This window comes from Nocardia sp. NPDC059229, assembly GCF_042754165.1.
Taxonomy (GTDB): Bacteria; Actinomycetota; Actinomycetes; order Mycobacteriales; family Mycobacteriaceae; genus Nocardia.
Genome location: NZ_JBHZAK010000006.1, coordinates 278527 through 304165, shown reverse-complemented (window position 1 = coordinate 304165; position 25639 = coordinate 278527). Strand labels below are relative to the sequence as shown.

Below are 25639 nucleotides of genomic sequence, written 5' to 3'. Positions count from 1 at the left end.
AACGACCGCATTCGGTTATTTCGCGGCGAAGCGTTCCCCGGCTCGGGAGATGACATCGTCGAGGACTTCGCGGGAGCGCAGGAGGTCGGCGATGGTGCGGTCGATGCGATCGCGTTCGGCAACCAACTCGTCGACGAGCTCGGGCGTGGCACGCTCGTTGGCGCCGCCGTCGGTGTCGCGCATGCAGGGCAGGATCTCGAAGATCTTCTTGCTGTTGAGGCCGGCGGCGAAGAGTTCCTGGATGTGGATCACACGGTCGACGGCGAGGTCCGGATAGTCGCGCTGGCCGCCGGGGGTGCGGGCGGCGACGAGCAGGCCCTGCTCCTCGTAGTAGCGCAGCGATCGTTCGCTCACGCCGGTGCGTCTGGCCAGCTCACCGATTCGCATGCGGCACTCCGGATTCCGAGGCTTGCACCTCACATCAATGTCAGGTTCTACCTTACGGGCATGACGAACACGGACCTCTTCAGCACCGGCCGGATCGGCCGCCTGGAACTCCCGAACCGGCTGGTCATGGCCCCTATGACCCGCAATCGCGCCGCCGCCGACGGGACCCCCACCGAGCTCATGGCGACCTACTACACGCAGCGCGCGGGAGCGGGACTGATCATCGCCGAGGCGGCCACCCCGAACCAGGTCGGACTGACCTACCCGAACATCCCTGCCCTCTACACCGATTCGCACCTCGCCGGCTGGCGGCGCGTCACCGACTCGGTGCGGGCCGCGGGCGGGCGGATGTTCCTGCAACTCCAGCACGGCGGGCGGGTCGGGCACCCGGACAACAGCGGACTGACCCCGGTAGCACCCTCGGCGATCCCACTGCCGGAGACCATCCACACACCGTCCGGCCAGCAGGAGGCGGTGACTCCGCACGAGCTCACCGACCACGAAATCCAGGACACCATCGCCGATTTCGCGACGGCCGCGCGCAAGGCGGTGGCCGCCGGATTCGAGGGCGTCGAGATCCACAGCGCCAACGGGTATCTGCTGCACCAGTTCCTGTCGGGCAATACCAATCGCCGCACCGACGCGTACGGCGGCTCGATCGAGAACCGGATCCGGTTCACCCTCGAAGTGGTGGACGCGGTGATCGCGGCCATCGGCGCGGAACGGGTCGGGGTGCGGATCGCACCCGGCGTCACCGTCAACGGCATCGCCGAAACCGATACCGGCGAGCTGTACCCGGCACTGGTCGCGGCGCTGGCGCAGCGCCATCCGGCCTACCTGCACGTGGTGTTCGCGAACCCGGAAAGCGCGCTCTTCCAGCAGATTCGCAGCCTGTGGCCGACCACGCTGATCGCCAATCCGAACCTCGGCTGGGGCATCCCGCTGCCCGCAGACGGCGGCGCCGCCGCGGCCCGCGCGCTGCTCGTCGCGGGCGCGGACCTGGTGTCACTGGGCCGGTCGTTCCTGGCCAACCCGGATCTGGTGGACCGCCTGCGGATCGGTGCGCCGCTGAACCCGGTGCGCGACGCACACCTGATGTATGTCGGCGGCGCAGCAGGCTACACCGACTACCCGGCACTCGAATCCCTCGCCGACACGGCGCTCGGCACCACGGCGGCGTGATCAGCGGGTCAGGCGTCCTGCCACCATTTGGCCGCAAGGCGGCCCGTCGCCACCAGCTCCGACGGGCCGCGCAGCCAGGCCGTCCCGTTCTCGATGCCGACGGTCACCACGCCGCCGGGAATGCGAACCTTCACATGCCCGGCATCGGAGGCCAGGTCGAAGCCGTCGCGGGCCAGGGCGGCGGCCGCCGCGGCCACGGTTCCCGTTCCGCAGGAGCGGGTTTCGCCGACGCCGCGCTCGTAGACGCGCATGTCGACGCCCCGCTCGCCGTCCGAGCCGACGGTGAGCGCGGTGAGGATCTCGACGTTCACGCCGTTCGGGAACAGGGTGTGGTCGAAGCCCGGTAGCTGCTCGAGGTTCAGTTCGGCGAGCGAAGCCGTGGTCAGCTCCGGGTCCACGCAGGCCAGGTGCGGATTGCCGACATCGATGCCGAGGCCGGTGAATTCGCGTCCGCTCACGGTCGCGGTCGAGACGCCGAGCGTCTTCACCCGGCCCATGGCCACGGTCACCTCGCCGTGCACGGGATCGGCGTGGTGCACTACCACCGGCCGCGCGCCCGCGCGCGAACCGACCACGAATTCCGCACTCTGCTCCATCCCGGTCGCGACCAGGTAATGCGCGAACACGCGCACCCCGTTGCCGCACATCTCGGCGATGGATCCGTCCGCATTGCGGTAGTCCATGAACCAGTCCCCGGCGCTGACGCCCTCGGGCAGCGCGGCCAGCACACCGGTCTCGATCAGCGCGCCCGCGCGCGCGACCCGCAGCACCCCGTCCGCGCCGAGCCCGCGCTGCCGGTCGCACAGCGCGGCGACCCGGGACGGCGTGAGCTCCAGCCACGCGTCCGGGTCGGGCAGCACCACGAAATCGTTCTGGGTGCCGTGGCCCTTGCTGAATTCGATGTCAGCGGCGCTGTTCTCGCTCGTCATAGTCCTCACCGTAGCGCCCGGCGCTGCCGGGATATTTCGTAGAGGGCCACCGCGGCCGCCGAGGGCGCACCGAGGGTGCCGTCGGCCGGGATGCAGATCAGCTCGTCGCACACCTGCCGCCAGGCGGGGGCGAGCGATTCGCTCTCGTCACCCAGGACCAGGACGGTGCCGCCGTCGAACTCGGCGTCGTCGAGGGCCAGGCCGCCGTGGTCGTCACTGCCGACGATACGGGTGGCGATGCCGCGGGCTCGCTGCCGGTCCCGGAACGCGCCCACCTGCGCCGGGCCCGAGGCGCGCAGCACGGGGACGGCGAACAGCGCGCCGTCGGAGGCGCGCACGCTCTGCGGGTCGTAGTGGTCGACGCCGGAACCGGTCACGATCACCCCGCCCACCCCGAACGCCGCCGCCGAACGGATGAGCGCCCCCAGCCGGATCGCCGACGCGGGCCGGTCGATGACCACCACGGTGGCCGGATCCTCCGGCGTGCCCGGCGCGAACTCCTCCAGCTCGGGCCGCTGGGTCACCGCCACCGCCACCAGTTCCGGCACCGGCTCAGTGGGTTCGGCCAGCCCGGCCATCACCTCCGGCACCAGCCCGACACTGGGCACGCCACTGGAATCGAGCACCTGCCGTGCCCACGGTGACGGCTCGGGTAGCCGGTACACGAGAGTCTCCAGCGGCCAACGGCATTCGAGGGCGCGGCTGATGGGCCGCATGCCCTGCACCAGGAATCGATTGTCCCGGATCCGGGCGGCACGGGTGGTCAGGTAGGCCTGCCACACCTGAACCGCCGCAGTGCGAGTGTTCGCGCGACGCGTCACTGGGGTTCCTGTTCGTCCCTCATCGGTGAGGAGTTGACGAGGGCCAGCGCGGTGTCCGCCAAGGCGGGATCCGCGCCGTCCACCCATCGCACCCGCTGGTCTCGACGGAACCACGAACGTTGTCGCCGGACATAGCGCCGGGTGCCGATGAAGGTGCGCTCCTGAGCTTCGTTCAGCTCGTATTCGTTGTCCAGGAAATCGAGGACTTGCGCGTAACCGATGGCGCGCCGGGCGGTTTGGCCGTGGCGCAGGCCCAGCGCGATGAGGCCCTCGACCTCCTCGACGAGACCGGACTCGAACATGATCGCGGTGCGCACCTCGATGCGGGCATCCAATTCGGCCGTGTCGCGATCGACGCCGATGATGACCGTCCCCCACCGTGGTTCACCGATCCGGGGCGCCGAGGCGGCGAACGGCTCACCGGTCAGCTCCACCACCTCCAGCGCGCGCACCATGCGGCGGCCGTCGGTGGGCAGGATGGTCTGCGCGGCCACGGGATCGGCCCGCTTCAATGCCTCGTGCACGGCGACGGTGCCGCGATCGGCCAGCACCGCCTCCCATTTGGCGCGGATCTCCGGGTCGGTGGCCGGAAAATCCCAATCGTCCAGCAGCGCTTGGACATACATCATGGAGCCGCCGACGATGACCGGGGTGCGCCCGCGCGCCATGATGGCCTCCACATCGGCGCGGGCCGCCGTCTGATACGAGGCGACGGTGGCGGTTTCGGTGATGTCGAGGACGTCGAGCTGGTGGTGCGGGATGCCGCGGCGTTCGGACACCGGCAGTTTGGCGGTGCCGATGTCCATGCCGCGGTAGAGCTGCATGGCGTCGATATTGACGATCTCGCCGTCGAGCCGCTGCGCCAGATCCAGGGCCAGATCGGATTTCCCGGTGGCGGTGGGGCCGACCACGGCGATGGGCCGGGTCATGTGACGGCTCCGCCGCGCGCACGCGGACGCCACACGCTGACGTGGTAGGCGACGCCGAACGGGGCTGCGGCGTAGAGGGTTTCGACGTCGGGGTCGGCGGGATCGGTGGCGAACAGCCCGGCCAGCACCTGGTAGGCGGGACGGCCCTGCACCTCGATCTCGGCGCACAGGCGCGTGTCCAGGGCGGCCAGGGCCTGCCGGTCCCCCGCGCTCAGCGCCCGGTCGATGGCCTCCTGCACGCCCGCGGCGCGCTCGTCCAGATAGCGGGGGGCCTTGAGCGACAGGGTTGCCGCGCCGTCGCCGACGATCAGCACGGCGATCGATTCCGGCTCGGTGTCCAGGTCGGCCCGCAGCTGCCGGCCGAAGGTCAGGCTCTCGTCGGCGGAGGCATCGGCCGAGATCAGACGGCATTCGGCGGTGGCCTCCGGCGCGACCTGCTCGCGCAGCCAGCCCGCGATCAGGGCCGGCAGCGGCAGCATCGGGTCCGCGACACGCTCGGCAACCACCCCAGACAAACCGACACGCAGGTCCACCCCGTATCCCCGGAATGTGCCCACCGCATCGGAACCGATCACGCGGCCGGAATCGCCGCCGCCGGAACCCTCCTCGGGCTCCGCCACGCCGACCACGATCCACCGCGACGCGCGGGCCGCCAACTCCCCCGCGGCCCGCAACACCGCAGCTCGCAGCTCCGCGACCGTTCCTTCGGCCGACGCACCGGCCGCGCCCCCGAGTTCGGGCACCAGCACGGGCGGCGAAGGGACCAGTGACGCAACACAGAACACGCCGACAACCGTAGCGCTAACGCACCTCACCAGCCCCACCCCCACCGATCGCCGCGCCGCCGAAGCGGGCTCAAAGACAGCATTTCCCATCTCAGCCTGGTTGAATGGGATGAGCTAGACCGATGAGCTAGGGCGTAACCAGGCAGCCGTGACGCGCGGCAGGGACGAGGAGCAATGACCGACAACAACGGAAACGAGAAGGCTACCCACCCGGAGTCGACCCCGACGCCCAAGCCCGGCGCGCCGATGCCCACCCCGAGCGAGGGCGCCAAGCCATCACCGGCGGCCGCCACCGCACCCCGTCCTGGGGGCCCGCGCCGCAAACCCGAATCCCCCAAACCCCATGCCGTCAAGCCCACGCCCGGCGCGGCGGCACACCATCCGCATCCGGTCGTCGTACCGAGCGTGAGCGACCCCAGCCAGTGGGGACGGGTCGACGACGACGGCACCGCCTGGGTGAAGACCGCCGACGGCGAACGTGTCATCGGCTCCTGGCAGGCCGGTGACGCCGCCGAGGGTCTGGCCCACTTCGGCCGCCGCTACGACGATCTGGCCACCGAGGTCGCCTTGCTCGAGGCCCGGCTCGCCGCCGGCACCGATGCCCGCAAGACCAAGACCGCCGCCACCGCGATTGCCGAAACGTTGCCGACGGCCGCGGTCATCGGCGATATCGATGGGTTGACGGCCCGGCTGCAGGCCATCATCGAACACTCCGACGAGGCGGCCGCGCACGCCAAGGAGGAGAAGGAACGCACCCGGCATGAGCAAACCGAGCGCAAAGAAGCCCTGGCCGCCGAGGCCGAGCAGATCGCCAATGACTCCACCCAGTGGAAGGTCGCCGGTGACCGGCTGCGGGAGATCCTGGACGAGTGGAAGACCATTCGCGGCGTGGACCGCAAGGTCGACGACGCGCTGTGGCGGCGCTTCTCCAAGGCCCGCGAGGCCTTCAATCGCCGCCGCGGCGCTCACTTCGCCGAACTCGACCGGGAGCGTGCCGCCGCCAAGGGCCGCAAGGAAGAGCTCTGTGTCCGCGCCGAGGAGCTGTCGGGTTCGACCGACTGGTCCGGCACCGCGGCCGTCTTCCGCGACCTGCTGACCGAGTGGAAGGCCGCCGGCCGCGCCCCGCGCGAGGCCGACGAGCAGCTGTGGCGTCGGTTCAAGGCCGCGCAGGACGTCTTCTTCGCCGCCCGCAATGCCGCCGCCAGCGAACGCGACCACGAGTTCGAGGAGAACGCGTCCGCCAAGGAAGCGCTGCTGCACGCCTACGAGCACATCAACCCCGATGCCGACCTGGACGCCGCCCGCAGCGCCCTGCGCGAGCTGCAGGAGAAGTGGGACGCCATCGGCAAGGTCCCGCGCGAGCGCATGCACGATCTGGAATCGCGCCTGCGCGCCATCGAGAAGAAGGTCCGCGAGGCCGTCGACGCCCAGTGGCGCCGCACCGACCCCGAGGCCATGGCCCGCGCCGCCCAATTCCGCGAACGCGTCGCCCAATTCGAGGAGCAGGCCGCCAAGGCCCAGGCCGCCGGCAAGACCCGCGACGCGGAGAAGGCCCTGGAGCAGGCCAAGCAGTGGCGCGAGTGGGCCGAGGCCGCCGAGGGCGCGGTCAGCCAGCGCTGAGCCGACCGCCTGGGTTCCCTTGTGGCCCAGGCGATCAGCACCCCAGGTGTGCGGTCGCGATCAGGCTCGGTGCATGGCACCGAGTAGCGAAGAGCTGATCGCGCACCCGGTGATCACCGGCATGGCAGGTCGGGTCGACTTCCTGAACACCCTCCGGCGAGCCGATGCCGGATCTGGTTGTGGCCCACCATGGTTGGTGCGCCGGCACGGGCATCCTCGGCCAGGGCTTCAGTTGAGGTGGGCCGGGGCGGGTTCGGTGATGATCTCGTGGCGGGTGGGGCGGTGCGAGCGGCGGTATTCGCTCGGGGGGAGGCCTACTTCGCGGTTGAAGTGGGTGCGGAGGTTGGCGGCGGTGCCGAGGCCGCAGCGAGCGGCGACGACGTCGACGGGGAGGTCGGTGAGTTCGAGGAGTTCGCGGGCTCGGATCAGGCGTTGGGTGAGCAGCCACTGGAGCGGGGTGCCGCCGAGTTCGGCGTGGAAACGGCGGGCCAGGGTGCGCTCGCTGAGGTTGGCGTGGCCGGCGAGGTCCGCGACGGTCAAGGGGTGTTCGAGGTTGGTGAGGGCCCATTCGAGGGTGGTGGCGAGGCCGGAGTCGGTGGGCTGGGCGGGGACCGGGGACCGCAGGTATTGGGCCTGGCCGCCGGCGCGGTGCGGGGACACGACCAGATAGCGGGCGGCGGCATTGGCGGCCCGGGAGCCGAGGTCCTTGCGGATCAGGTGGATGCACAGGTCCATGCCGGCCATGGTGCCGGCGCTGGTGAGGATGCGGCCGTCGTCGATGTAGAGGACGCCGGGGTCTATGTCGAGGTGGGGGTGGCGCTCGCGCAGGGCGGCGATGTGCCGCCAGTGGGTGGTCATGCGGCGGCCGTCGAGCAGTCCCGCGGCAGCCAGCACGAAGGCGCCGGTGCACAGGGAGGCGATGCGGGCGCCGCGCTGGTAGGCGGCCCGGACCGCCTCGACCAGGTCGGCGGGCGGGTCCTCGCGAACGTTCGGGGTGGACGGGACGATCACGGTGTCGGCGCGGATCAGGTCGTCGTAGTCGTGATCGGTCAAGGCCACGAAGGGATCTCGCAGCGTGGCGTGCTGGGTGTCGCGCGGGCCGCAGAGCTGGAATTCGTACCAGGCGGCGGGATCGACGCCGAGGGGCGGCTCGTAGAAGACCTGGTACGGGATGGCCACCTCGAAAATCGGCATGCCGGGCGCGACGGCGACGGCCAGGGTTCCGGGACCGGTCGATTCCATGACTCGAATCTAGCGCCGCAGCGTGTCAGAAATCTAGCGCAGTGTGGCATTCCTGCCACTCGTGGATCGTGCCGCCGCTTCGCATAGTCGAAGACATGACCACGACGACCGACGCCACAACCGCACTCCCCCAACCGGATACGGCTCTCGACCCGCGCCGATGGCGGGTGCTGGCGATTGCCGCGATCGCCCAGTACCTGGCCATCCTGGATCTGTTCGCGGTCATCGTCGCCTTCCCGGCGCTGCAGCAGTCCTTCGGCCACGCTTCGACCGGCGCGGTGTCGTGGACGTTGAACGCGTACACCATCGTCATGGCCGCCCTGCTGGTTCCGGCCGGCCGGTTCGCCGACGACACCGGCCGCAAGCGCGGATTCCTGCTCGGCATAGCGCTTTTCGGGCTGGCGTCCATCGCCTGCGGCCTCGCCCCGAACCTGGCCGTCCTGATCGTGGCCCGCGTGCTGCAGGCCGCGGCCGCGGCCCTGCTCATCCCGACCGGGCTCGGCCTGGTGCTGCCGGTGTTCCCGAAGCGCGAGCACGCCACGGTCATGGGCATCTGGACCGCGATCGCCGCGGCGGGCGGCGCGAGCGGCCCGGTCATCGGCGGGCTGCTGCTGCAGGCCGGCTGGCGCTGGATCTTCCTGCTGAACGTACCGTTCACGGTCGTGGCCTTCGCCTTCGGGCTGCGCGTGCTGCCCGATATCCAGCAGCGCGCCAACCGGCGGCTGGATCTGCTGGGCGCGGCCCTGATCCTCGGGGCCACGGCCGCCTTCACCACGGTGTTCGTGCAGGCCACCGACTGGGGCTACACCGCCCCGGGCACCCTGGGCTGTCTGGTCGCCGCCCTCGCCCTGACGGCCCTGTTCGTCCGCCACGTCCGCCGCCACCCGGACCCGGTGGTGAGCCCGATCGTGTTGCGGCACCGCCTGTTCCGCACCGCCACCCTCGGCGTCTTCTGCTACTACCTGGCCTTCGCCGCCATGATCCTGGAGGCCACACTGTTCATGACCGAGGAGTGGCGGTATTCGACCCTGCGCGCCAGCCTGGGCGTGGCGGCCATGCCGATCAGCTGCCTGCTGCTGTCACCGCTGTCCGGCCGCTTCGTCGCGCTGGTCGGGGCGCGCGCCTCGGCGGCGCTGGGCGGGGCGGCCATCGCACTGGGCTGCGCCTGGTGGGTGCTGGCCAGCGGCTTCTCGAATTCCTATGCGGTGGTGATGGTTCCGGGCGCGATCCTGGCCGGGGCCAGCACCGCGCTGCTGCAACCGCCGCTGTTCGGCGCCTCGACCCTGCTGCCCGCCGACCAGATCTCGCTCGGCTCGGGCACCCTGATGATGGCCCGCCAGACCAGTTCCGCCCTCGGCGTCGCCATCCTGACCGCCATCCTCGGCGACGCCGCCCACCGCACCATGACCGAGTTCCGCGCAGGCTGGCTCTACATGGTGGCAGCGGGCCTGGCCGCCATGGTCGCCGGCCTCGCCTACCGCCCCGACCGCGCCGCCGCCTGACCTCACCAGCGGTACGAAAAAGGCCCGGTGGCAACCGCATTCGGTTGCCGCCGGGCCTGGGTCGATTGCTCAGTCCTCGCCGAAGAGGCGGCGGCGCTGCTGTTCCTCGGCCTTGGCCTCGGCCAGGCGGCGCTGTTCCTCGGCGGCCAGCTGCACGGAGGTGCGCGCCCACACCACCCGGACCCAGTGGAAGGTCAGCACGACGATGGCGATGGTGGCCACGATCAGGCCGATGCCCGGGCCCGCACCGTGGTAGTTGCCGAGGCCCGGGGTCTGTCGGTGCCAGATGGACAGCACGCCGAACACGCTGCCGATAGCCGACCCCGCGACCGCGATCCAGGCCAGCAGCCAGCGGCGGGTGATGAGCGCCAGCACCGAGAACCCGATGCCGAACACCACGACGAACCAGACGAAGACCCGCGAGGGCAGGCCGATGTGGTCGGCCTGGGCGACCGTGTCGTACAGCAGCACGTCGAAGCCACGGGTCTTGCCCGCGTGCGGCAGCACCAGCGAGGCGAGCAGCACGAACACCGAACCGGCCACGACCATGGCGCGCACGCCCGGGTCGATCTCGCCGGCGATCTTGCGTTCGACGGCCTCGAGGTCCGCGCGGAACTGCTCGAAGTCCTGACTGTTCTCGGCGGCCTGCATGCTCTCCTCGTTCGCCTCGGGCGTCCGTTCCGACGCCGGTTCCGATTGTGCTGCTTGGTCTTCCGGATGCTCCGGCCGGTCACGAGGCTCGTCCGGGCCGGTGGGCTGCTGCTCGGTCATACCACTCGAGATCCTTGCTGACGGCTAGCGCTCCCGCGCCGGGGATGTGGTCAGGCGGTGTGCGAGGAGTACCCGTGACAGGTCGATGCCTCGCACGTACCCCAGCGATCCTGCCCTATGACGCTGTGTAGTTGACAGCGACCCCACCATTCGCCGCCCGAGGTGGCGCCGACCGGCTCGGTAGCCGCGGGCCGGACTACTCGCCGCAGGCCGGCCCGCAGCCCGCGGCCGCGGTCTCCACCACGACCGGCGCGCCGATGCTCGGCAGACCCAGGCCGACGCCGATCGGCGCGGTCTTGGGGGTGACGCCACGCTCGTGCGCGTCCCCGGCACGGGTGCGGCGGTGGGTGAGCACCTCACCGTCTGCGATCAGGTAGTGCGGTGCCGCACCGGTGACATCGACGGTGATCACATCGCCGGGCCGAATCTCGTTGCCGGGAGCCGGATCCACCGGCGGACGGAAGTGCACGAGCCGGCCGTCGCGGGCGCGACCGGACATGCGCGCGGTCTTGTCGTTCTTCTTGCCCGCGCCCTCGGCGACCAGCAGCTCGACGGTCGAGCCGATCAGGGCCTGATTGCCCTCCAGCGAAATCTGCTCCTGCAGCGCGATGAGCCGGTCGTAGCGTTCCTGCACGACCTCCTTCGCCAGCTGATCGGGCATGGTCGCCGCGGGCGTGCCGGGCCGGATGGAGTACTGGAAGGTGAAGGCGCTGGTGAAACGCGCCTGCCGCACCACATCCAGGGTGGCCTGGAAGTCCTCCTCGGTCTCGCCCGGGAAGCCGACGATGATGTCGGTGGTGATGGCGGCGTGCGGCATGGCCGCGCGCACCTTCTCGATGATGCCGAGGAACTTGGCGCTGCGGTACGAGCGGCGCATGGCCTTGAGCACGCGGTCCGAACCGGACTGCAGCGGCATGTGCAGCTGCGGGCAGACATTCGGCGTCTCGGCCATGGCCTCGATGACGTCGTCGGTGAACTCGGCCGGGTGCGGGGAGGTGAAGCGCACCCGCTCGAGACCCTCGATATTTCCGGTGGCGCGCAGCAGCTTCGCGAAGGCGCCGCGGTCGCGCGGCTCCTCCGGATCGGCGAAGGAGACGCCGTAGGAGTTGACGTTCTGACCCAGCAGCGTCACCTCGAGCACGCCCTGCTCGACCAGTGCCTGCACCTCGGCGAGCACGTCGCCTGGACGCCGGTCGACCTCCTTGCCGCGCAGCGCCGGAACGATGCAGAACGTGCAGGTGTTGTTGCAGCCCACCGAGATCGACACCCAGCCCGCGTACGCGGACTCGCGCTTGGCGGGCAGCGTCGACGGGAACGCCTCCAGCGATTCGATGATCTCGACCTGGGCCTGCTCGTTGTGGCGGGCCCGCTCCAGCAGCACCGGTAGCGAGCCGATGTTGTGGGTGCCGAACACCACATCCACCCAGGGCGCCTTCTTGACCACGGTGTCGCGGTCCTTCTGCGCCAGGCAGCCGCCGACGGCGATCTGCATGCCCGGGCGGTCGGCCTTGATGGGCGCGAGGTGTCCGAGGGTGCCGTACAGCTTGTTGTCGGCGTTCTCGCGCACCGCGCAGGTATTGAAGACGACCAGGTCAGCGGTATCGCCGGCCACGGCCTTGACGTAACCGGCGTCCTCGAGCAGACCCGAGAGCCGCTCGGAGTCGTGCACGTTCATCTGGCAGCCGTAAGTGCGTACCTCGTAGGTCCGGGCCGGGGAATTCACCCAACCAGGGTAATAGGTGCCCGGCGCAGGCCGTGAACCCCGTCCGCTCCGGGTGACCCGGGCCCTCGTGGCGGACCTGTGATGGCCCGGGTAGGTCCGGCGGATGGTCATGGAATTGTCAGCGAATCATCGTCCGACCGGGCGATGGTGGTCTCAGCAGCATCAATCGCTGGTTACGCGGCGGTGTCGAGTCCTGGCACAGTTCGAGCCGCCCTGGCAAAGACGAGCATTTCGGGCACGACATGATTAGGGTCACTGGTCATGACCGACGTGGCCGATTCCATCAGCACCCCCGCGCCGATGATCTCGATGCGGAATGTGGACAAGCACTTCGGCTCGCTGCACGTGTTGCGTGACATCAATCTCGAAGTGCCCAAAGGGCAGGTCGTGATCGTGGTGGGGCCCTCCGGCTCCGGCAAGTCGACCCTGTGCCGAACCATCAACCGGCTCGAGACCATCGACTCCGGTGAGATCGCCGTCGACGGCGTGAAACTGCCCGACGAGGGCAAGGCCCTCGCGAAGCTGCGCGCCGATGTGGGGATGGTGTTCCAGCAGTTCAACCTGTTCGCGCACAAGACAATTCTCGAGAACGTGATGCTGGCGCCGGTGAAGGTGCGGCGCGTCGACAAGGCTCAGGCGCGCGCCCGGGCACTGGAACTACTCGACCGGGTGGGCATCGCCAATCAGGCCGACAAGTATCCGGCGCAGCTGTCGGGCGGTCAGCAGCAGCGCGTGGCCATCGCGCGGGCGCTGGCCATGAACCCCAAGGTGATGCTGTTCGACGAGCCGACCTCCGCGCTCGACCCGGAGATGGTGTCCGAGGTGCTCGAGGTCATGGTCGGGCTGGCCAAGGACGGCATGACCATGCTCGTCGTCACTCACGAGATGGGCTTCGCGCGGCGCGCGGGCAATCGGGTGCTGTTCATGGCCGACGGCCAGATCGTCGAGGACACCGAGCCCGAATCCTTCTTCACCGCACCGAAATCGGATCGCGCCAGGGACTTCCTGGGCAAGATCCTCTCCCACTGACTCCACTCCACTAGGGAACACCCCGCACTCCACGAGAGAACAGGACGTTCGATGAGGATCAACCACGCAATCCGGATCGCCGCCGGAGTGGCTGCCCTGGCACTCGCCGTCACCGCATGCGGCGGCGGCAGCAACAAGACCGCCAGCCAGCACGCGGCCGACGGCAAACTCACCATCGGCATCAAGTTCGACCAGCCGGGCCTGGGACTGCTCAACAAGGACGGCAGCTACAGCGGTTTCGACGTCGACGTCGCCAAGTACGTGGCCGACAAGATGGGCGTGAAGCCGGAGAACATCACCTTCAAGGAATCGCCGTCGGCGCAGCGCGAGACGCTGATCCAGAACGGGCAGGTCGACTTCATCGTCGCCACCTACTCCATCACCGACGCCCGCAAGCAGAAGGTCGACTTCGCGGGCCCGTACTTCGTGACCGGGCAGTCGCTGCTGGTGCGGTCGGACAACACCGACGTCACCGGGCCGGAATCGCTGACCGGCAACAAGAAGCTGTGCTCGGTCAAGGGCTCCACCCCGGCGCAGAACGTGAAGGACAAGTACGCCAAGGAAGTTCAGCTGCAGGAGTACGACACCTACTCGCTGTGCGTCGAGGCGCTGAAGTCGGGCGCGGTGGACGCGGTCACCACCGATGACATCATCCTGCGCGGTTACGCGGCGCAGTCGCCGGGCGCGCTGAAGGTGGTCGGCAAGACCTTCTCCGTCGAGAACTACGGCATCGGCGTGAAGAAGGGCGACACCGAATCGCGCGGCAAGATCAACGACGCCATCGACGCCATGATCACCTCCGGCGCGTGGAAGGCGGCGCTGGAGAAGGAATTCGGCAGCACCGGCTTCCAGATCCCGGAACCGCCCAAGGTCGACCGGTACTGATTCGCGGGCGCGCCAGGTGATTTCACGTCTCGCGAAATCACCCGGCGTGCTTCGTCTTCCGATCGGAGGAATGGGGCAGTCGTGTTCGACTTGATCTCCAACTATCACACCAAACTGCTCGATGCGTTCTGGGTGACGATCAAACTGACGCTGTATTCGGCGTTCTTCGCACTGATTCTCGGCACCATCGTGGCGGCCATGCGGGTGTCGCCGATTCCGATCGCACGCTGGATCGGCGCGCTGTACGTCAACATCATTCGCAATACGCCGCTCACGCTGATCATCGTGTTCTGCTCGCTGGGCCTGTACCAGACCCTCGGGTGGCGGCTGGCATCCGAGGGGCCGAACAGCATCGCGGAGAACAGTTTTCGCTTCGCCATTGTCGGATTGAGCGTCTACACAGCGGCTTTCGTGTGCGAGTCGCTGCGGGCGGGCATCAATACGGTGCCGTTCGGGCAGTCGGAGGCGGGGCGTTCGCTGGGACTCACCTTCGGGCAGAACCTGCGGCTCGTGGTGCTGCCGCAGGCGTTCCGGGCGGTCATCGCACCGCTGGGCAGTGTGTTCATCGCCCTGACCAAGAACTCGACCATCGCCTCGGCCATCGGCGTCGGTGAGGCCGCGCTGCTCATGTCGGAGATGAACGAGAACGAGGCGGCGCCGCTGAGTGTCGGCGCCATCTTCGCGCTCGGGTTCGTGATCCTGACATTGCCGACCGGTCTGTTCTTCGGTTGGCTGGCCAAGCGATTCGAGGTGGCGCGATGACCGCGTCCGTGTTGTATGACGCGCCGGGACCCCGCGCGCGCCTGCGCTACCGCGTCTACTCGGTCGTCGCCATCGCGGCCGCGGTGGCGGCGGTCTGGTTCGTCTATCACGGCCTGGCCGACAAGGGGCAGTTCACCGCCGACAAGTGGAAGCCCTTCACCGAGGGCGATACCTGGCGCACCTACCTCCTGCCGGGTCTGCGCGGCACACTCGAGGCGGCGGCGCTGTCGATCGTGCTGGCGCTGATCCTCGGAATGGTGTTCGGCATTCTGCGAATGTCGGACCATCGCGCGGTGCGCTGGTTCGCCGGTGTGGTGGTGGAGATCTCTCGGGCCATTCCCGTGCTGATCCTGATGCTGTTCCTGTTCACCCTGTTCGCCCAGCAGAATGTCTTCCCCTCCGACCAGCTGGCGCTCGCGGCCGCGGTGGCGGCGCTGACCATCTACAACGGATCGGTCATCGCCGAGATCGTGCGCTCGGGCATCCGGGCGCTGCCCCGGGGACAGACCGAGGCCGCCGTCGCCCTGGGCATGCGCAAAACCCAGGTGATGGTGACGATTCTGCTGCCGCAGGCCGTCACCGCCATGCTGCCGGCGCTCATCTCGCAGATGGTGGTGGCGCTGAAGGACTCCGCGCTGGCCTACCAGATCACCTATCTGGAAATCGTGCGCAGAGGCACGCAGCTCGGTGCGGCGGAAAAGAATCCGATCCCGTCGCTGATCGTGGTGGCCATCATCATGATCGTCATCAACTACGCACTGACCGTGATCGCCACCCGGGTCGAGAAGTGGCTGCGCACCCGCAAGCGCGGCTCCCGGGCCGTGCTCGCGGCGGGCGCCGTCACCCCTCCCCCGGGCATGGATGTCGTCATGCCCGACCAGAGCGCGTACGGCGCTATCGCGGACGCAGCGCAGCCGCCGTCGAACTGACCGCTCGGTTCCCGGTTCGGAGGGGATGACTCCCGAACCGGGACCGGGCATTCCGGGAATGCATCCCGACCGGCGGACAAGAGGTCCTTCCGGCTCGCATACTGAATTTCATGAACGAAGACGACAGCGCTCGAAGAGAATTCGTCTTCGGGCTGTTCCTGACCACCATCGTCACCCCCCTCCTCGCCGGCCTCACCGCCTTCGCCGCCGTCATCGGCGCGCTCGCCATCCACGAGGCCGCCGGCCGCCTCCTGGCCTCCCGCCGCGACAAACCACCCCGCCCATCCGCACCCCACATGGCCACCCCCCGCACCCTCCGCCACACCAACCACCGCCACACCCGCCGCGCCCTCTCCACCCGCCGCCCGGGCGGCGTCCTGCACTGAACTCGGTACATACCGCATCCCCAACTGTGACGCGATCCCGAAGTCAGTTGTTTTCGCCCTCGGGTACCCCTCATATCTGTAGTCGTGCCGCATTACCCGATCCTCTTTCTCGACATCGACGGACCGCTACTGCCGTTCGGCGGACCGCCCGGGAATGACGCACCGACCGGGCAGGACGGGACCAACCCGCTGGTGACACGACTCGATCCGGCACTCGGGCCGCTGCTGTCCGCACTCCCCTGCGAATTGGTGTGGGCGACGACGTGGACGCACGAGGCCAACCGGGTCGTCGGTCCGCTGCTGGGATTGCCCGACCTGGCGGTGGTGGAATGGCCGGAACGGGCGGATGAGCAGGTCGACGAGTGGTTCGGACTGCACTGGAAAACGCGGACGGTGGTCGAGTGGGCGGCGGGACGGCCTTTCATCTGGGTCGACGACGAGATTCGGAACCACGACCGGGAGTGGGTGTCGGCGCAGCACGGCAGATCGGCTCTCCTGTACCGCGTGGACCCTCGGACAGGGCTGCGGCGCAAGGACTTCGCGGTATTCACCGAGTGGGTCAATGGTGTTTTCAGGTCACAGTGACCACACATGTGAGGACGTGACTACGGGGCTGTCAATCCGGCTCGGAAGTCGCTCGTGCGGGCGATTGAACCGGTTCAGGGTCCGGCGCGTATTCCTCGGTGGGACGGAAGACAGGTTGTTTCATCAACTAGCTTCATCACACGAAGTGGGACGTCATGACCACCAACGTCACCGATAGCAACGTCAAGGATCCGGGCAAGAATATCGATTCCATTGCGGTCGATGTGGGGCTGCTGGTGTTACGGGTGTTCTTCGGTGGGTTGCTGTTCGTGCACGGCAGCCAGAAACTGTTCGGGTGGTTCAATGGCGAGGGCTGGCACCAGACCACCGCGGGGTTCGAGAAGCTCGGGTATCACCCTGGCAAGGTGTTCGGCACGCTGGCGGGGCTGTGTGAATTCACCGGCGGCGCGCTGCTGTTCCTCGGGCTGTTCACGCCGCTCGCGGCGGCGATCGCCATCGGCACCATGATCAACGCGATGAATGTGACCTGGCATCACGGGCTGATGGGCTACGAGAGTGCCCTGCTGTTCGCCGTGGCCGCGCTGACACTGGCGATCGCCGGGCCGGGCCGATTCTCCCTCGACCACAACCGGCCATGGGCACGCCGCGGCGTCATATGGGGCGTCGCCGCCCTCGCCCTCGCCGTGGTGGCCGCGGTGATCACCTTGGTCATCAAGTGGTCGGGATAGGCGCCGAGTTCTCGGATCGAGCCGAGAGCGCGGTCAGGCATCGAATCCGTTGGCTGCCAGTTCGGATTTCACCACCGAGTAGGCGGTGGATTGGCTGAAACCGCGGCGGGCCAGGAGACCGACCAGACGGCGGATGGCCTTGTCGCGGTCCAGGCCTCGGGGCAGGGTGCGAAGTTTGGCGCGCACCAGTTCGGCGGCACGATCCTGTTCGTTCTCTGGCGAGCCGGTCTCTGACGCCGACTCTTCGGAGTCGCTTTCGCCGAGGGCGCGACCGCCCAGCACGGCCCTGTCGCGCGGCCCGGCATTTGCGCGACGCATCGGCGATGAGGCCATGCGGTCGGAGTTCTCGTCCTGGCTGTCGGAATTCTGCTCACGATGAGCGTCGGTCCGCTCGCTCATGTGGAGTACACCCGACGCTGCGAGCTCCGCGGCCACCACCTGATACGCGGTGCCGGGACTGTAGCCGCGACGTGCCAATAGGCCGACCAGTCGGCGGGTGGCCGTGTCGCGGTCGAGTCCGGGCGACAGGGTGCGGAGCTTGGTGCGGACCAGTTCGGCCGCGGAATCGGTGTCGTCAACGGCGAATTCGCGGCGGGATGCGGTGGGCTTCGTACGCGTTGCAGGGGCGGACGGAGCGGGCGCGGACGGGGTCCGGGCATCGGGCGGCTGTTCCTGGGGGTGCCGCGTCGCGAGCGCGGCGAGTTCGCCCGTCACCACCTCGTAGGCGGTGCCCGGGGTGTAGCCGCGGCGCGCGAGCATGGCGACCAGGCGACTGATCGCCTTGTCGCGGTCCAGATCCGGGGACAGCGTGGTCAGCTTCCGGCGCACCAGCTCCCCGGCGCGGACATTCTCGTCCTCGGCGGTCACCGACTCGAGCGCCGGTTCGGCGTCCTCCGGCGCGATGCCCTTGCGCCGCAATTCCTCGGCGAGAACCTTCTTACCCTTACCGGAGTAGGTGTGCCGCGACCGTACCCACTGCTGCGCGAAGGCCGCATCGTCGATCAGCCCGACCTCGGTCAGCCGATCCAGCACCCGCTTCGCCACGGCAGCAGTGAAACCCCGATCCGCCAACCGATCCGCCAACTCGGCCCGGCTCCGAGCCCGATCGGTCAGCAACCGCAGGCAAACATCCTTCGCCTGCGCCTCGGTCCCCCCGCCCCCGGCACCGACCGATCGCCCCGGCTCCCCTCCGGATTCCGAACGCCCACGACCATGTCCACGCCGCCGCCCACCCCGACCGAACTCCTCCCCCCGATCAGCCGAGACTTCCGAACCGACATCGGCCGAACTACCACGACTGCCGTCGTCCCCACCCCTCGACTCGCCTCCACGCCCCGGCTCGTCCCCGCCGGTCGGCTCATCCCCGCCACGTCGCCGTCTGTCCCGACGACCTCGTCGATCCGATTGCGCGCCACTTCGTTCCGAGAAATCCGCTCCACGACCCGCGCCGCCTCCCCCATTCCCCCGCGCCGAGAACTCATCCGACTCACCCGACTCGTCGTAGGAGTCCGCAGACACCCGCTCGACCGAGGTTGAGCCGGATCCGCGAGTGTTTCGACGACCGCGCTTCTCCGCACTCGCCCCACTCACCGCCGCTTTCGCAGCCACGACCGCATTCGCCTCGGCCAACGCTGCCCGCGCCGCCGCCAACCTGTCCCTCGGAGCACCGCTGACCGAGTTCTGGGCCGTACCACCGGCAACCCCATCCACAGTCGCAGGCGCGCAGTCACCGAGCCGGCGCTGGCCGGAGTTCGGCCCGGCGTCGAGGTCGTTCGGTCGAGCCTCGTGATGTGCCGCCCGACCGAGATGTGCGGAATCAGCGGCGTTCGCCTCGGCCGATTCGGCCCCGGTGGTGTCCCGGCTGGTCGGGGGTGCGATCGGCCCGGTTGCCGCATGATCCGAAACAGTTGCGGCCGAAGAGAACCCACTGCTCGGGCCTTTGAGCGCTAGGTCACCCTGGGCAACAGACTCCCGCTGCTGCCACGGCGCGATCGCGCTCTCAGCTGCTTCGGCCGTCTGCGATCGACCGGCATCCTCGGACTCGGCAACCGTCGCGATCAGTTCTGCGGTTGGGCGGTTCAACACACCGGAGAGCTCCGGTCGGTGCGATGGGGGCGGTTCGGCGGGGGTGGTCGCATCGTCTGTGGTGCGCCAGGTGGAGTGATTGGTGTCCGGCGAATTGTCTTCGGGGACAGGGTGATAGGACGCGGCGGGGGTGGATGGGCCGTAGTTCCAGGTGCCGACGCCGGTGGTGTAGGGGTCGGCGGAGCCGAAGAGGTCGTGGCCGGGCTCGGGGGTTCGGGGCCTGGGAGCGGTGGGGCGGCGGCCGGCACTGCGGGCGGCGGAAGACTCCAGTTGGCGACGGAGGCGTTCCACCGCGTCCAGGCGAGCCGGCCCCGGCGAATCAGGCCGGGGCCCTTCGGGTTCCCGAGGGGTCATGGATCAGAAGTCGGCGGGGGCCTCTTCGGCGGTGACGTCCGCGCCGATGCCGAGCTTCTCCTTGATCTTCTTCTCGATCTCGTCGCGGACATCGGTGTTCTCGAGGAGGAACTTGCGGGCGTTCTCCTTGCCCTGGCCGAGCTGGTCGCCCTCGTAGGTGTACCAGGAGCCGGACTTGCGGATGAAGCCCTGATCGACACCCATGTCGATGATCGAGCCCTCCTTGGAGATGCCGATGCCGTAAAGAATGTCGAACTCGGCCTGCTTGAACGGCGGGCTCACCTTGTTCTTGACGACCTTCACGCGGGTGCGGTTACCGACCGCGTCCGAACCGTCCTTGAGGGTCTCGATACGGCGGACATCCAGACGGACCGAGGCGTAGAACTTCAGCGCCTTACCACCGGTGGTGGTCTCGGGGGAGCCGAACATGACGCCGATCTTCTCGCGCAGCTGGTTGATGAAGATGGCGGTGGTGCCGGAGTTGTTCAGCGCGCTGGTCATCTTGCGCAGCGCCTGGCTCATCAGGCGGGCCTGCAGACCGACGTGGCTGTCACCCATCTCGCCCTCGATCTCGGCGCGCGGCACCAGGGCGGCGACGGAGTCGATGACGATGATGTCGATGGCGCCGGAACGCACCAGCATGTCGGCGATTTCGAGGGCCTGCTCACCGGTGTCCGGCTGGGAGACCAGCAGCGCGTCGGTGTCGACACCCAGCTTGCGGGCGTAGTCGGGATCCAGCGCGTGCTCGGCGTCGATGAAGGCGGCGACACCGCCGGCGGCCTGCGCGTTGGCGACCGCGTGCAGGGCGACGGTGGTCTTACCCGAGGATTCCGGACCGTAGATCTCGACGATGCGGCCGCGCGGCAGGCCACCCAGGCCCAGCGCCACATCCAGCGCGATGGAGCCGGTCGGAATCACCGAAATGGGCTGACGCGCCTCTTCGCCCAGACGCATGACCGCGCCCTTGCCGAAGCTCTTCTCCACCTGCGCGAGCGCAAGCTCGAGCGCCTTGTCACGATCGAAAGCCTGTGGTGCCATCGTCTGATCCCCTTCTCAACGGGTGTGTCTCATGCTGTGGTTGGCGCCCACGTTAGAGGGCGGCACCGACAAGTTCCGACGACGAGCTTAGACGAACAGGTGTTCGATGCAAGCGACGCGCTGGGCGACACGCGAAACACCTGGTGGCAAGCATTCGGCAATCAGGGCAGCACCGCGAGTTTCTGCGCATCGACCAGCGTCTGCGACTGTTTGAACACCCGCAACGCCGTCGTCACCTCGATATCCCGGATGCCGGGCAACGCACCGAGCCGTTCGGTCACATAGCGGTACAGATGGGCATTGTCCCGGCAGACCAGCGACGCGGTCAGATTGGCCGGCCCGGTGATCGCCGCCAGGTAGGCGACCTCCGAATGCTCCGAGATGGTCTTGCCCACCTCCTCCAGCCGCGCCGGATCCACCCGCATCCACAGCACCGCGCGACAGGTGTAACCCATGAGCTGCAAAGCGAAGTCGAGGTCGAAGTAGAGCACGCCGGACTCGATGAGCTCGCTCATCCGCCGGGCCACCCGGGTAGCGCTCCAGCCGGTGGCGGCCGCCAGCCGCGCGTAGGGCGCGCGCCCGTCCCGAGCCAGGATGGCCATCATCGCCTCGTCCTCGCGCGACAGCGTGACCTGGGTTTCCGGACCCACGGGCTCCCACATCGGCGGCCGCGGGCCGAGCTCGCGCAGCTGCTCCGCGGTGAAGAACCGGTCGTAGCGGGGCCACTCCTCGGGGAACGGAAACTGCCGCATCACCTCGTGCACCGTCAGCCCGACCACCGAACTGGCGCGCGGAATCACGCGCAGCAGCAACTCGTCCCGCCGCTCGATCGACCGCGTGCGGCCCGCGCACATGATCTCGAAACCACTGGTCAACAGCGACACCCAGCTCAATTCCGGTACCCGCGCGAGAGATTCGGCCAGGGCGACGGTCTTGGCGGGTGTCGAGGTGATGCGCATGACCCAGCGCGGCTGCCCCAGCGGCACCGTGTTCACCTGGCCCGCCACATGAATAATGCCGCGCGAGCGCAGTGACCGATACCGCCGCGCCACCGTTTGCTCGGAGACGCCGAGGATCGCCCCCAGCCGTGCGAACGGGATGCGCGCATCGGTGACCAGGCCGTGCACGATCTGTTTGTCGAGCACGTCCAGGACGGAGGAATCATCCAGCTCTTCCTCGAACATAGGAGGAATCTACCGCATCGAGCGGGATAGCTAGGTGGATCCAAGCGCCTATCCCATGCTTGGAGACGAAATCGTTCGTTCTCTGGAGGTTCTCATGCGGAAGTGGTTTCCCCTCTTCGCCGCGTGCCTGGGCTCACTGATGCTGCTCATCGACGTCACCATCGTGAATGTGGCGCTGCCGGACATCGCCGCCGACCTGGGCACCGGCCTGTCCGGGCTGCAATGGGTCATCGACGGCTACGCGCTGGCGCTGGCCGCACTGCTGCTCATGCTCGGCTCGCTCGCCGACCGGTTCGGCGCGAAACCCACCTATCTGATCGGCCTGGCCCTGTTCGCGGCCGCCAGCCTGGCCTGCGGTGTCGCCGGGTCGGCGGGCGTGCTGGTGGCGGCGCGCGCGGCGCAGGGCATCGGCGGCGCGGCCATGCTGGCCACCACGCTGTCGCTGCTGCACGCCACGTATACCGGTCGTGATCGCGGCATCGCCTTCAGCGCGTGGGGCGCGGTCTCGGGTGCGGCGGCCGGTATCGGCGTGGTGCTGGGCGGCGTGCTGACCGATCTGCTGTCGTGGCGGTGGATCTTCTTCGTCAACCTGCCGATCGCCGCGATCGCGATCGTGTTGTCCGCCTTGGCGTTCGGGCCGTCGCCGCGGCACGAGGACCGGCGCATCGACATCGGCGGGATGCTGAGCTTCACCGTCGCGGCGACAGCCGTCACCTACGGCATCATCCGGGGCGGCGAGCACGGCTGGGTTGATCGCGGGGCGGCGGTGGCACTGATCGCCGGCGCGTTCTCGCTGATCGCGTTCATCGTGCTCGAATCCCGCAGCGCGGCACCGATGTTGCCGCTGCCCCTGCTGCGCAGTGCGGGCTTCACCGCGACGCTGATCGCCGCGGTCGGCATGAGCTTCGCCGCCTTCGCGTCCAGCCCGCTGGTGTCGCTGTGGCTGCAGCAGTACCTGCACCTGACCCCGCTGCGGGCCGGGCTGTCGATGCTGCCGATGTCGGTGTGCGCCTTCCTGACCTCGGGCATCTTCGGCCGGTTCCTGCACGAGGTAGCGCCGAAGTGGACGATCGGCGGCGGCCTGCTGTCGATCGGCGCGGGCAGCTCTCTGCTGACCCTCATCGACTCCGGATCCTCCTGGACCGCCGCCATTCCCGGCTTCCTGGTGATCGGTGTCGGCGTGGGTGTGATGGCTCCGCCGCTGATGGCGGTAGGCATGGCCGCGGTCCCGCCGCGTCAGAGCGGCACCGCCGCCGGTGCGATCAACACCGCGCGGCAGCTGGGCCTGGCGCTGGGAGTCGCGGTGCTGGGCACCGTCTTCCGCAATACGAGCGATGCGCACCCGATGACTCACGGCTTCGTGGACGGCCTGAACTCGGCGACGCTCACTGCGGGCATCTTCGGAATCGTCTCAGCAGCAGTGGTTTTCGCCCTCTACACCCGCGCCTCCCGCCCCACCCCCGAGACCCCTGCCCTCGCCCCGCCCCAGCCCGCGGCGGTCGCCTGACCGGGAAATCAAGATCAGGGAGCTCTCACGGTGGAATTCGCCCCCGAATTCCCCGCAGTGAGAGCTCCCTGATCTTGTTGTCACCGAAGGGGGAAGCCCAGGGCGTCCTCGCCGGGGGTGCGGGGGCCGAAGATGCGGCGGTCGGACTCGGCGATAGGGACGTCGTTGATGCTGGCCTCGCGGCGGGACATACGGCCGTCGGGGGCGAATTCCCAGAGCTCGTTGCCGTAGCTGCGGTGCCACTGGCCCTCGTCGTCGTGCCATTCGTATTGGAAGCGAACGGCGATGCGATTCTCGGTGAAGGACCACAGGTCCTTGCGCAGGGCGTAGCCGTTCTCCTTGGCCCACTTGCGCTTCAGGAAATCGACGATTTCGGCGCGGCCAGTAAGGAATTCGTCGCGGTTACGCCAGACGGAGTCCTCGGTGTACGCCTGGGCGACCGTCTCGGGATCGCGCGTGTTCCAGGCGTTTTCGGCAGCGCGGACTTTGAGCTTGGCGGATTCGAGGTCGAAGGGAGGCAGCGGAGGACGCATGAAGGAGACCTTTCGATTCGGTGCGGGTGGGCTGGGCGCCTCGCCGGTACGCGGCACGGCGCGAGGGGGCGGATGGGTGCAGGACCGCTGGATGCAGGCGGAGTCGATGACCGAGGACGGAGTTGCCGGGCAGCACGGCGGACGCGCACGGTACCGGCTAGGGATTGGCCGGGGACAGCTCGGGTTCGCTCCAGCGCAAGGGTGTTGCGTTCGCGATTTCGACGACTTCGGTGACGGTGAAGTCGATGGCGCATTGGGCACCGGCCGTGAAAGCGGCTTCCTCCCAGGTGATCTCGGCGGTACCGGTGAGTTGCAGGGTGGTGCCGGTGCGCCAGTCGGGAATCAGGAGGCCGCAGCGCGGGTCGGCGGCGATATTGCCGAGGGTCATGAACATGGAGTTGCCACGGTAGTCGGGCCAACGCAGGCGGGTCGGGGAAAGCACCTGCAGGAAGCCGGGATTGCCGCCGCGATGGGACGCGTCGGCATTGCCGTCGACATCGGCGGACGCGATGAAGAACGCGTCGGCGTGGGCGATGAGCTGCCGCTGGGACTCGTCCAGCGCGCTGGTCCGGCGCACCGTGGGAGCCCCGCCCGTCGCCCACCCCTCGATGCCGCGGCGAGAGATGTACTTCGGGCAGTTCGAATACACCTGCTCGGTATCGATGTGCAGCCCGGTCGCGGTGGGTGCGATCACGCCATTGACGCGCATCCGCCGCCGCAATTGCGGCTGCAACGCGATCATGCCGACATGCCGTGCACCACGTAGCGATTCGGCGAGCGGGTCACCGGCCACCGGCAATGCCTCGACCTCGATCGCCCGCTCCCCGGAGGCGTACACGAAACCGGGCGGCCCAACCAACTGCCCCGCCCACATCCGCCCGCCGTCATCCCCGGCAGCCACCACGATCACCGGCTGCTCCGCCAGGAATGCCGCCGCCGCGGCCGGAATGTCAGCGCGGATCATCCGCCCGACCCGCTGAGCAATATCCTCCTGCCCCATGCGCCGCTGCACGGCCAATTCCCCAGGGTGATAGCCGATCCCGCTCGCCGGCACGGCACCGCCCTTCGGCATGGCGCCACCGGCAGTCACCGTGTCGGTGGTCGATCCGGGCTCGGAGGCCTGCGCGCCGGGCTTATCCGTGGCCGATGCTTTGCCGCCGTGGTGCGCATCGCGTGTCGAAACAGCGTTCATGTGAGCTCCCATCGGGCCGCCTGCGCAGGTGACCGGTCTTCTCGGGTGAATTCTGGTGCTGGTGGCGGTATTCCGGATCAGAAGAAGCCGCAGGTAGGGGCGGCGCCGGAGGGGGCCGGGGCGTGGTCGGCGCCGGAGGGGGCGTAGATCTCGAGGCGGATGCCGTCGGGGTCGATGAAGAAGATGCCGCCGGAGGAGGCGCCCTCACCATGGGCGACCACGCCGTCGTGGGCGAAGGCGACATTCAGGGCCTTCAGGGCGGATTCCACCTCCCGGACCTGGTCGATGGTGTCGACCTGGAACGAGAGATGGTGCAGGCCGGGGGTTTTGGCGGAGAACTCGCCGTCACTCTGCTGCCAGAGGGTGACCTGGAGTTTGCCGGCGCGGCCGAGGAAGGCGAAGCGCTGGGCGCCCTCGCCGCCGGCGCCGAGCTGTTCGAAACCGAGGGCGCGGCGATAGAAGTCCACCGAGCGGTCGAGGTCGGTGACATTGAGGCCGATGTGCCCGGTCGCGAGAACAGGTGCGGTCATAGGGAACCCCTTAGGAAGTTTTAACCATCATAGTTCGTTTGACTAGTTAGAAATTAGCGG

General features: G+C 68.7%; 25 protein-coding genes and 1 pseudogene. 11 read left to right on the top strand and 15 right to left on the bottom strand.

The window, feature by feature from the left end; all coding sequences use genetic code 11:
- Positions 1–15 precede the first annotated feature (15 nt).
- A complete protein-coding gene (locus ACFXHE_RS16940) occupies positions 16–387 on the bottom strand; it encodes a MerR family transcriptional regulator (protein ID WP_379383957.1) in 372 nt (123 codons plus the stop codon).
- A gap of 60 nt (positions 388–447) precedes the next feature.
- On the opposite strand from ACFXHE_RS16940, the gene ACFXHE_RS16935 reads away from it, so the two are divergent.
- Entirely contained in the window at positions 448–1569 is a 1122-nt protein-coding gene (locus tag ACFXHE_RS16935; protein ID WP_379383955.1) for an alkene reductase, read from the top strand.
- An 8-nt stretch (positions 1570–1577) separates the two neighbouring features.
- On the opposite strand, the gene dapF is transcribed toward ACFXHE_RS16935, so the two are convergent.
- The 4 genes from dapF to ACFXHE_RS16915 are packed head-to-tail and all read right to left on the bottom strand — an operon-like array spanning position 1578 to position 5033.
- A complete protein-coding gene (dapF, locus tag ACFXHE_RS16930) occupies positions 1578–2498 on the bottom strand; it encodes a diaminopimelate epimerase (protein WP_379383953.1) in 921 nt (306 codons plus the stop codon).
- Between the two features lie 5 nt (positions 2499–2503).
- Positions 2504–3319, bottom strand: coding sequence for a TrmH family RNA methyltransferase (locus ACFXHE_RS16925; protein ID WP_379383951.1), 816 nt, complete (start codon positions 3317–3319; stop codon positions 2504–2506).
- Entirely contained in the window at positions 3316–4248 is a 933-nt protein-coding gene (gene miaA / locus ACFXHE_RS16920) for a tRNA (adenosine(37)-N6)-dimethylallyltransferase MiaA (protein WP_379383949.1), read from the bottom strand. Before miaA ends, ACFXHE_RS16925 begins: the two co-directional genes overlap by 4 nt.
- The gene (locus tag ACFXHE_RS16915; RefSeq protein ID WP_379383947.1) at positions 4245–5033 is read right to left on the bottom strand and encodes a hypothetical protein; all 789 of its coding nucleotides are present in this window, start codon (positions 5031–5033) and stop codon (positions 4245–4247) included. The genes miaA and ACFXHE_RS16915 overlap by 4 nt, the downstream gene beginning before the upstream one ends.
- Before the next feature lie 174 nt (positions 5034–5207).
- Here ACFXHE_RS16915 and ACFXHE_RS16910 point away from each other — a divergent pair, with 174 nt between their 5' ends.
- Positions 5208–6653, top strand: a complete 1446-nt coding sequence (locus tag ACFXHE_RS16910) for a DUF349 domain-containing protein (RefSeq protein WP_379383945.1) — start codon at positions 5208–5210, stop codon at positions 6651–6653.
- A gap of 228 nt (positions 6654–6881) precedes the next feature.
- Here the strand turns inward: ACFXHE_RS16910 and ACFXHE_RS16905 are convergent, their stop codons facing one another.
- A complete protein-coding gene (locus ACFXHE_RS16905; protein WP_379383943.1) occupies positions 6882–7895 on the bottom strand; it encodes a GlxA family transcriptional regulator in 1014 nt (337 codons plus the stop codon).
- Between the two features lie 95 nt (positions 7896–7990).
- On the opposite strand from ACFXHE_RS16905, the gene ACFXHE_RS16900 reads away from it, so the two are divergent.
- Positions 7991–9397, top strand: coding sequence for an MFS transporter (locus ACFXHE_RS16900; RefSeq protein ID WP_379383941.1), 1407 nt, complete (start codon positions 7991–7993; stop codon positions 9395–9397).
- A 69-nt stretch (positions 9398–9466) separates the two neighbouring features.
- Here the strand turns inward: ACFXHE_RS16900 and ACFXHE_RS16895 are convergent, their stop codons facing one another.
- Positions 9467–10048 carry a hypothetical protein gene (locus tag ACFXHE_RS16895; protein WP_354839743.1) on the bottom strand — a complete coding sequence of 194 codons (582 nt, stop codon included), beginning with the start codon at positions 10046–10048 and terminating at the stop codon, positions 9467–9469.
- A 316-nt stretch (positions 10049–10364) separates the two neighbouring features.
- Complete coding sequence (gene miaB, locus ACFXHE_RS16890; protein WP_379383939.1) at positions 10365–12002, bottom strand: tRNA (N6-isopentenyl adenosine(37)-C2)-methylthiotransferase MiaB; 1638 nt, start codon at positions 12000–12002, stop codon at positions 10365–10367.
- Between the two features lie 189 nt (positions 12003–12191).
- Between miaB and ACFXHE_RS16885 the strand changes: the two genes are divergently transcribed.
- The 7 genes from ACFXHE_RS16885 to ACFXHE_RS16855 all read left to right on the top strand — a co-directional run bounded on the left by ACFXHE_RS16885 (position 12192) and on the right by ACFXHE_RS16855 (position 17156).
- Positions 12192–12920 (top strand): amino acid ABC transporter ATP-binding protein, encoded by a 729-nt coding sequence (locus tag ACFXHE_RS16885; protein ID WP_379384188.1) that lies wholly within the window; start codon positions 12192–12194, stop codon positions 12918–12920.
- A 51-nt stretch (positions 12921–12971) separates the two neighbouring features.
- Positions 12972–13805 (top strand): glutamate ABC transporter substrate-binding protein, encoded by an 834-nt coding sequence (locus ACFXHE_RS16880; RefSeq protein ID WP_354839620.1) that lies wholly within the window; start codon positions 12972–12974, stop codon positions 13803–13805.
- 81 nt (positions 13806–13886) lie between these two features.
- Positions 13887–14567 (top strand): amino acid ABC transporter permease, encoded by a 681-nt coding sequence (locus ACFXHE_RS16875; RefSeq protein ID WP_379383937.1) that lies wholly within the window; start codon positions 13887–13889, stop codon positions 14565–14567.
- Positions 14564–15496 (top strand): amino acid ABC transporter permease, encoded by a 933-nt coding sequence (locus ACFXHE_RS16870; protein ID WP_379383935.1) that lies wholly within the window; start codon positions 14564–14566, stop codon positions 15494–15496. The genes ACFXHE_RS16875 and ACFXHE_RS16870 overlap by 4 nt, the downstream gene beginning before the upstream one ends.
- A gap of 110 nt (positions 15497–15606) precedes the next feature.
- A complete protein-coding gene (locus ACFXHE_RS16865) occupies positions 15607–15882 on the top strand; it encodes a hypothetical protein (protein ID WP_379383934.1) in 276 nt (91 codons plus the stop codon).
- 84 nt (positions 15883–15966) lie between these two features.
- Complete coding sequence (locus tag ACFXHE_RS16860) at positions 15967–16467, top strand: HAD domain-containing protein (RefSeq protein ID WP_379383932.1); 501 nt, start codon at positions 15967–15969, stop codon at positions 16465–16467.
- Between the two features lie 155 nt (positions 16468–16622).
- A complete protein-coding gene (locus ACFXHE_RS16855) occupies positions 16623–17156 on the top strand; it encodes a DoxX family protein (protein WP_379383930.1) in 534 nt (177 codons plus the stop codon).
- 33 nt (positions 17157–17189) lie between these two features.
- On the opposite strand, the gene ACFXHE_RS16850 is transcribed toward ACFXHE_RS16855, so the two are convergent.
- From ACFXHE_RS16850 to ACFXHE_RS16835, 4 genes and pseudogenes are all read right to left on the bottom strand, one after another.
- Positions 17190–17474, bottom strand: coding sequence for a hypothetical protein (locus ACFXHE_RS16850; protein ID WP_379384186.1), 285 nt, complete (start codon positions 17472–17474; stop codon positions 17190–17192).
- A 369-nt stretch (positions 17475–17843) separates the two neighbouring features.
- Positions 17844–18356 (bottom strand): annotated as a pseudogene (gene recX / locus ACFXHE_RS16845) (recombination regulator RecX); the annotation flags it as partial.
- Positions 18357–19598: 1242 nt separating this feature from the next.
- Positions 19599–20633: a recombinase RecA gene (gene recA, locus ACFXHE_RS16840; protein ID WP_354839607.1), complete on the bottom strand. Its 1035-nt coding sequence runs from the start codon at positions 20631–20633 to the stop codon at positions 19599–19601.
- 161 nt (positions 20634–20794) lie between these two features.
- Positions 20795–21817 carry an Lrp/AsnC family transcriptional regulator gene (locus ACFXHE_RS16835; protein ID WP_379383928.1) on the bottom strand — a complete coding sequence of 341 codons (1023 nt, stop codon included), beginning with the start codon at positions 21815–21817 and terminating at the stop codon, positions 20795–20797.
- A 94-nt stretch (positions 21818–21911) separates the two neighbouring features.
- Between ACFXHE_RS16835 and ACFXHE_RS16830 the strand changes: the two genes are divergently transcribed.
- Entirely contained in the window at positions 21912–23324 is a 1413-nt protein-coding gene (locus tag ACFXHE_RS16830; RefSeq protein ID WP_379383926.1) for an MFS transporter, read from the top strand.
- 80 nt (positions 23325–23404) lie between these two features.
- On the opposite strand, the gene ACFXHE_RS16825 is transcribed toward ACFXHE_RS16830, so the two are convergent.
- From ACFXHE_RS16825 to ACFXHE_RS16815, 3 genes are all read right to left on the bottom strand, one after another.
- On the bottom strand, positions 23405–23857 hold the full coding sequence (locus tag ACFXHE_RS16825; protein ID WP_379383924.1) for a nuclear transport factor 2 family protein: 453 nt from the start codon (positions 23855–23857) through the stop codon (positions 23405–23407).
- Positions 23858–24014: 157 nt separating this feature from the next.
- Entirely contained in the window at positions 24015–24896 is an 882-nt protein-coding gene (locus tag ACFXHE_RS16820; protein ID WP_379384184.1) for a pyridoxamine 5'-phosphate oxidase family protein, read from the bottom strand.
- A gap of 230 nt (positions 24897–25126) precedes the next feature.
- Positions 25127–25579, bottom strand: coding sequence for a VOC family protein (locus tag ACFXHE_RS16815; RefSeq protein ID WP_379383922.1), 453 nt, complete (start codon positions 25577–25579; stop codon positions 25127–25129).
- Positions 25580–25639 lie beyond the last annotated feature (60 nt).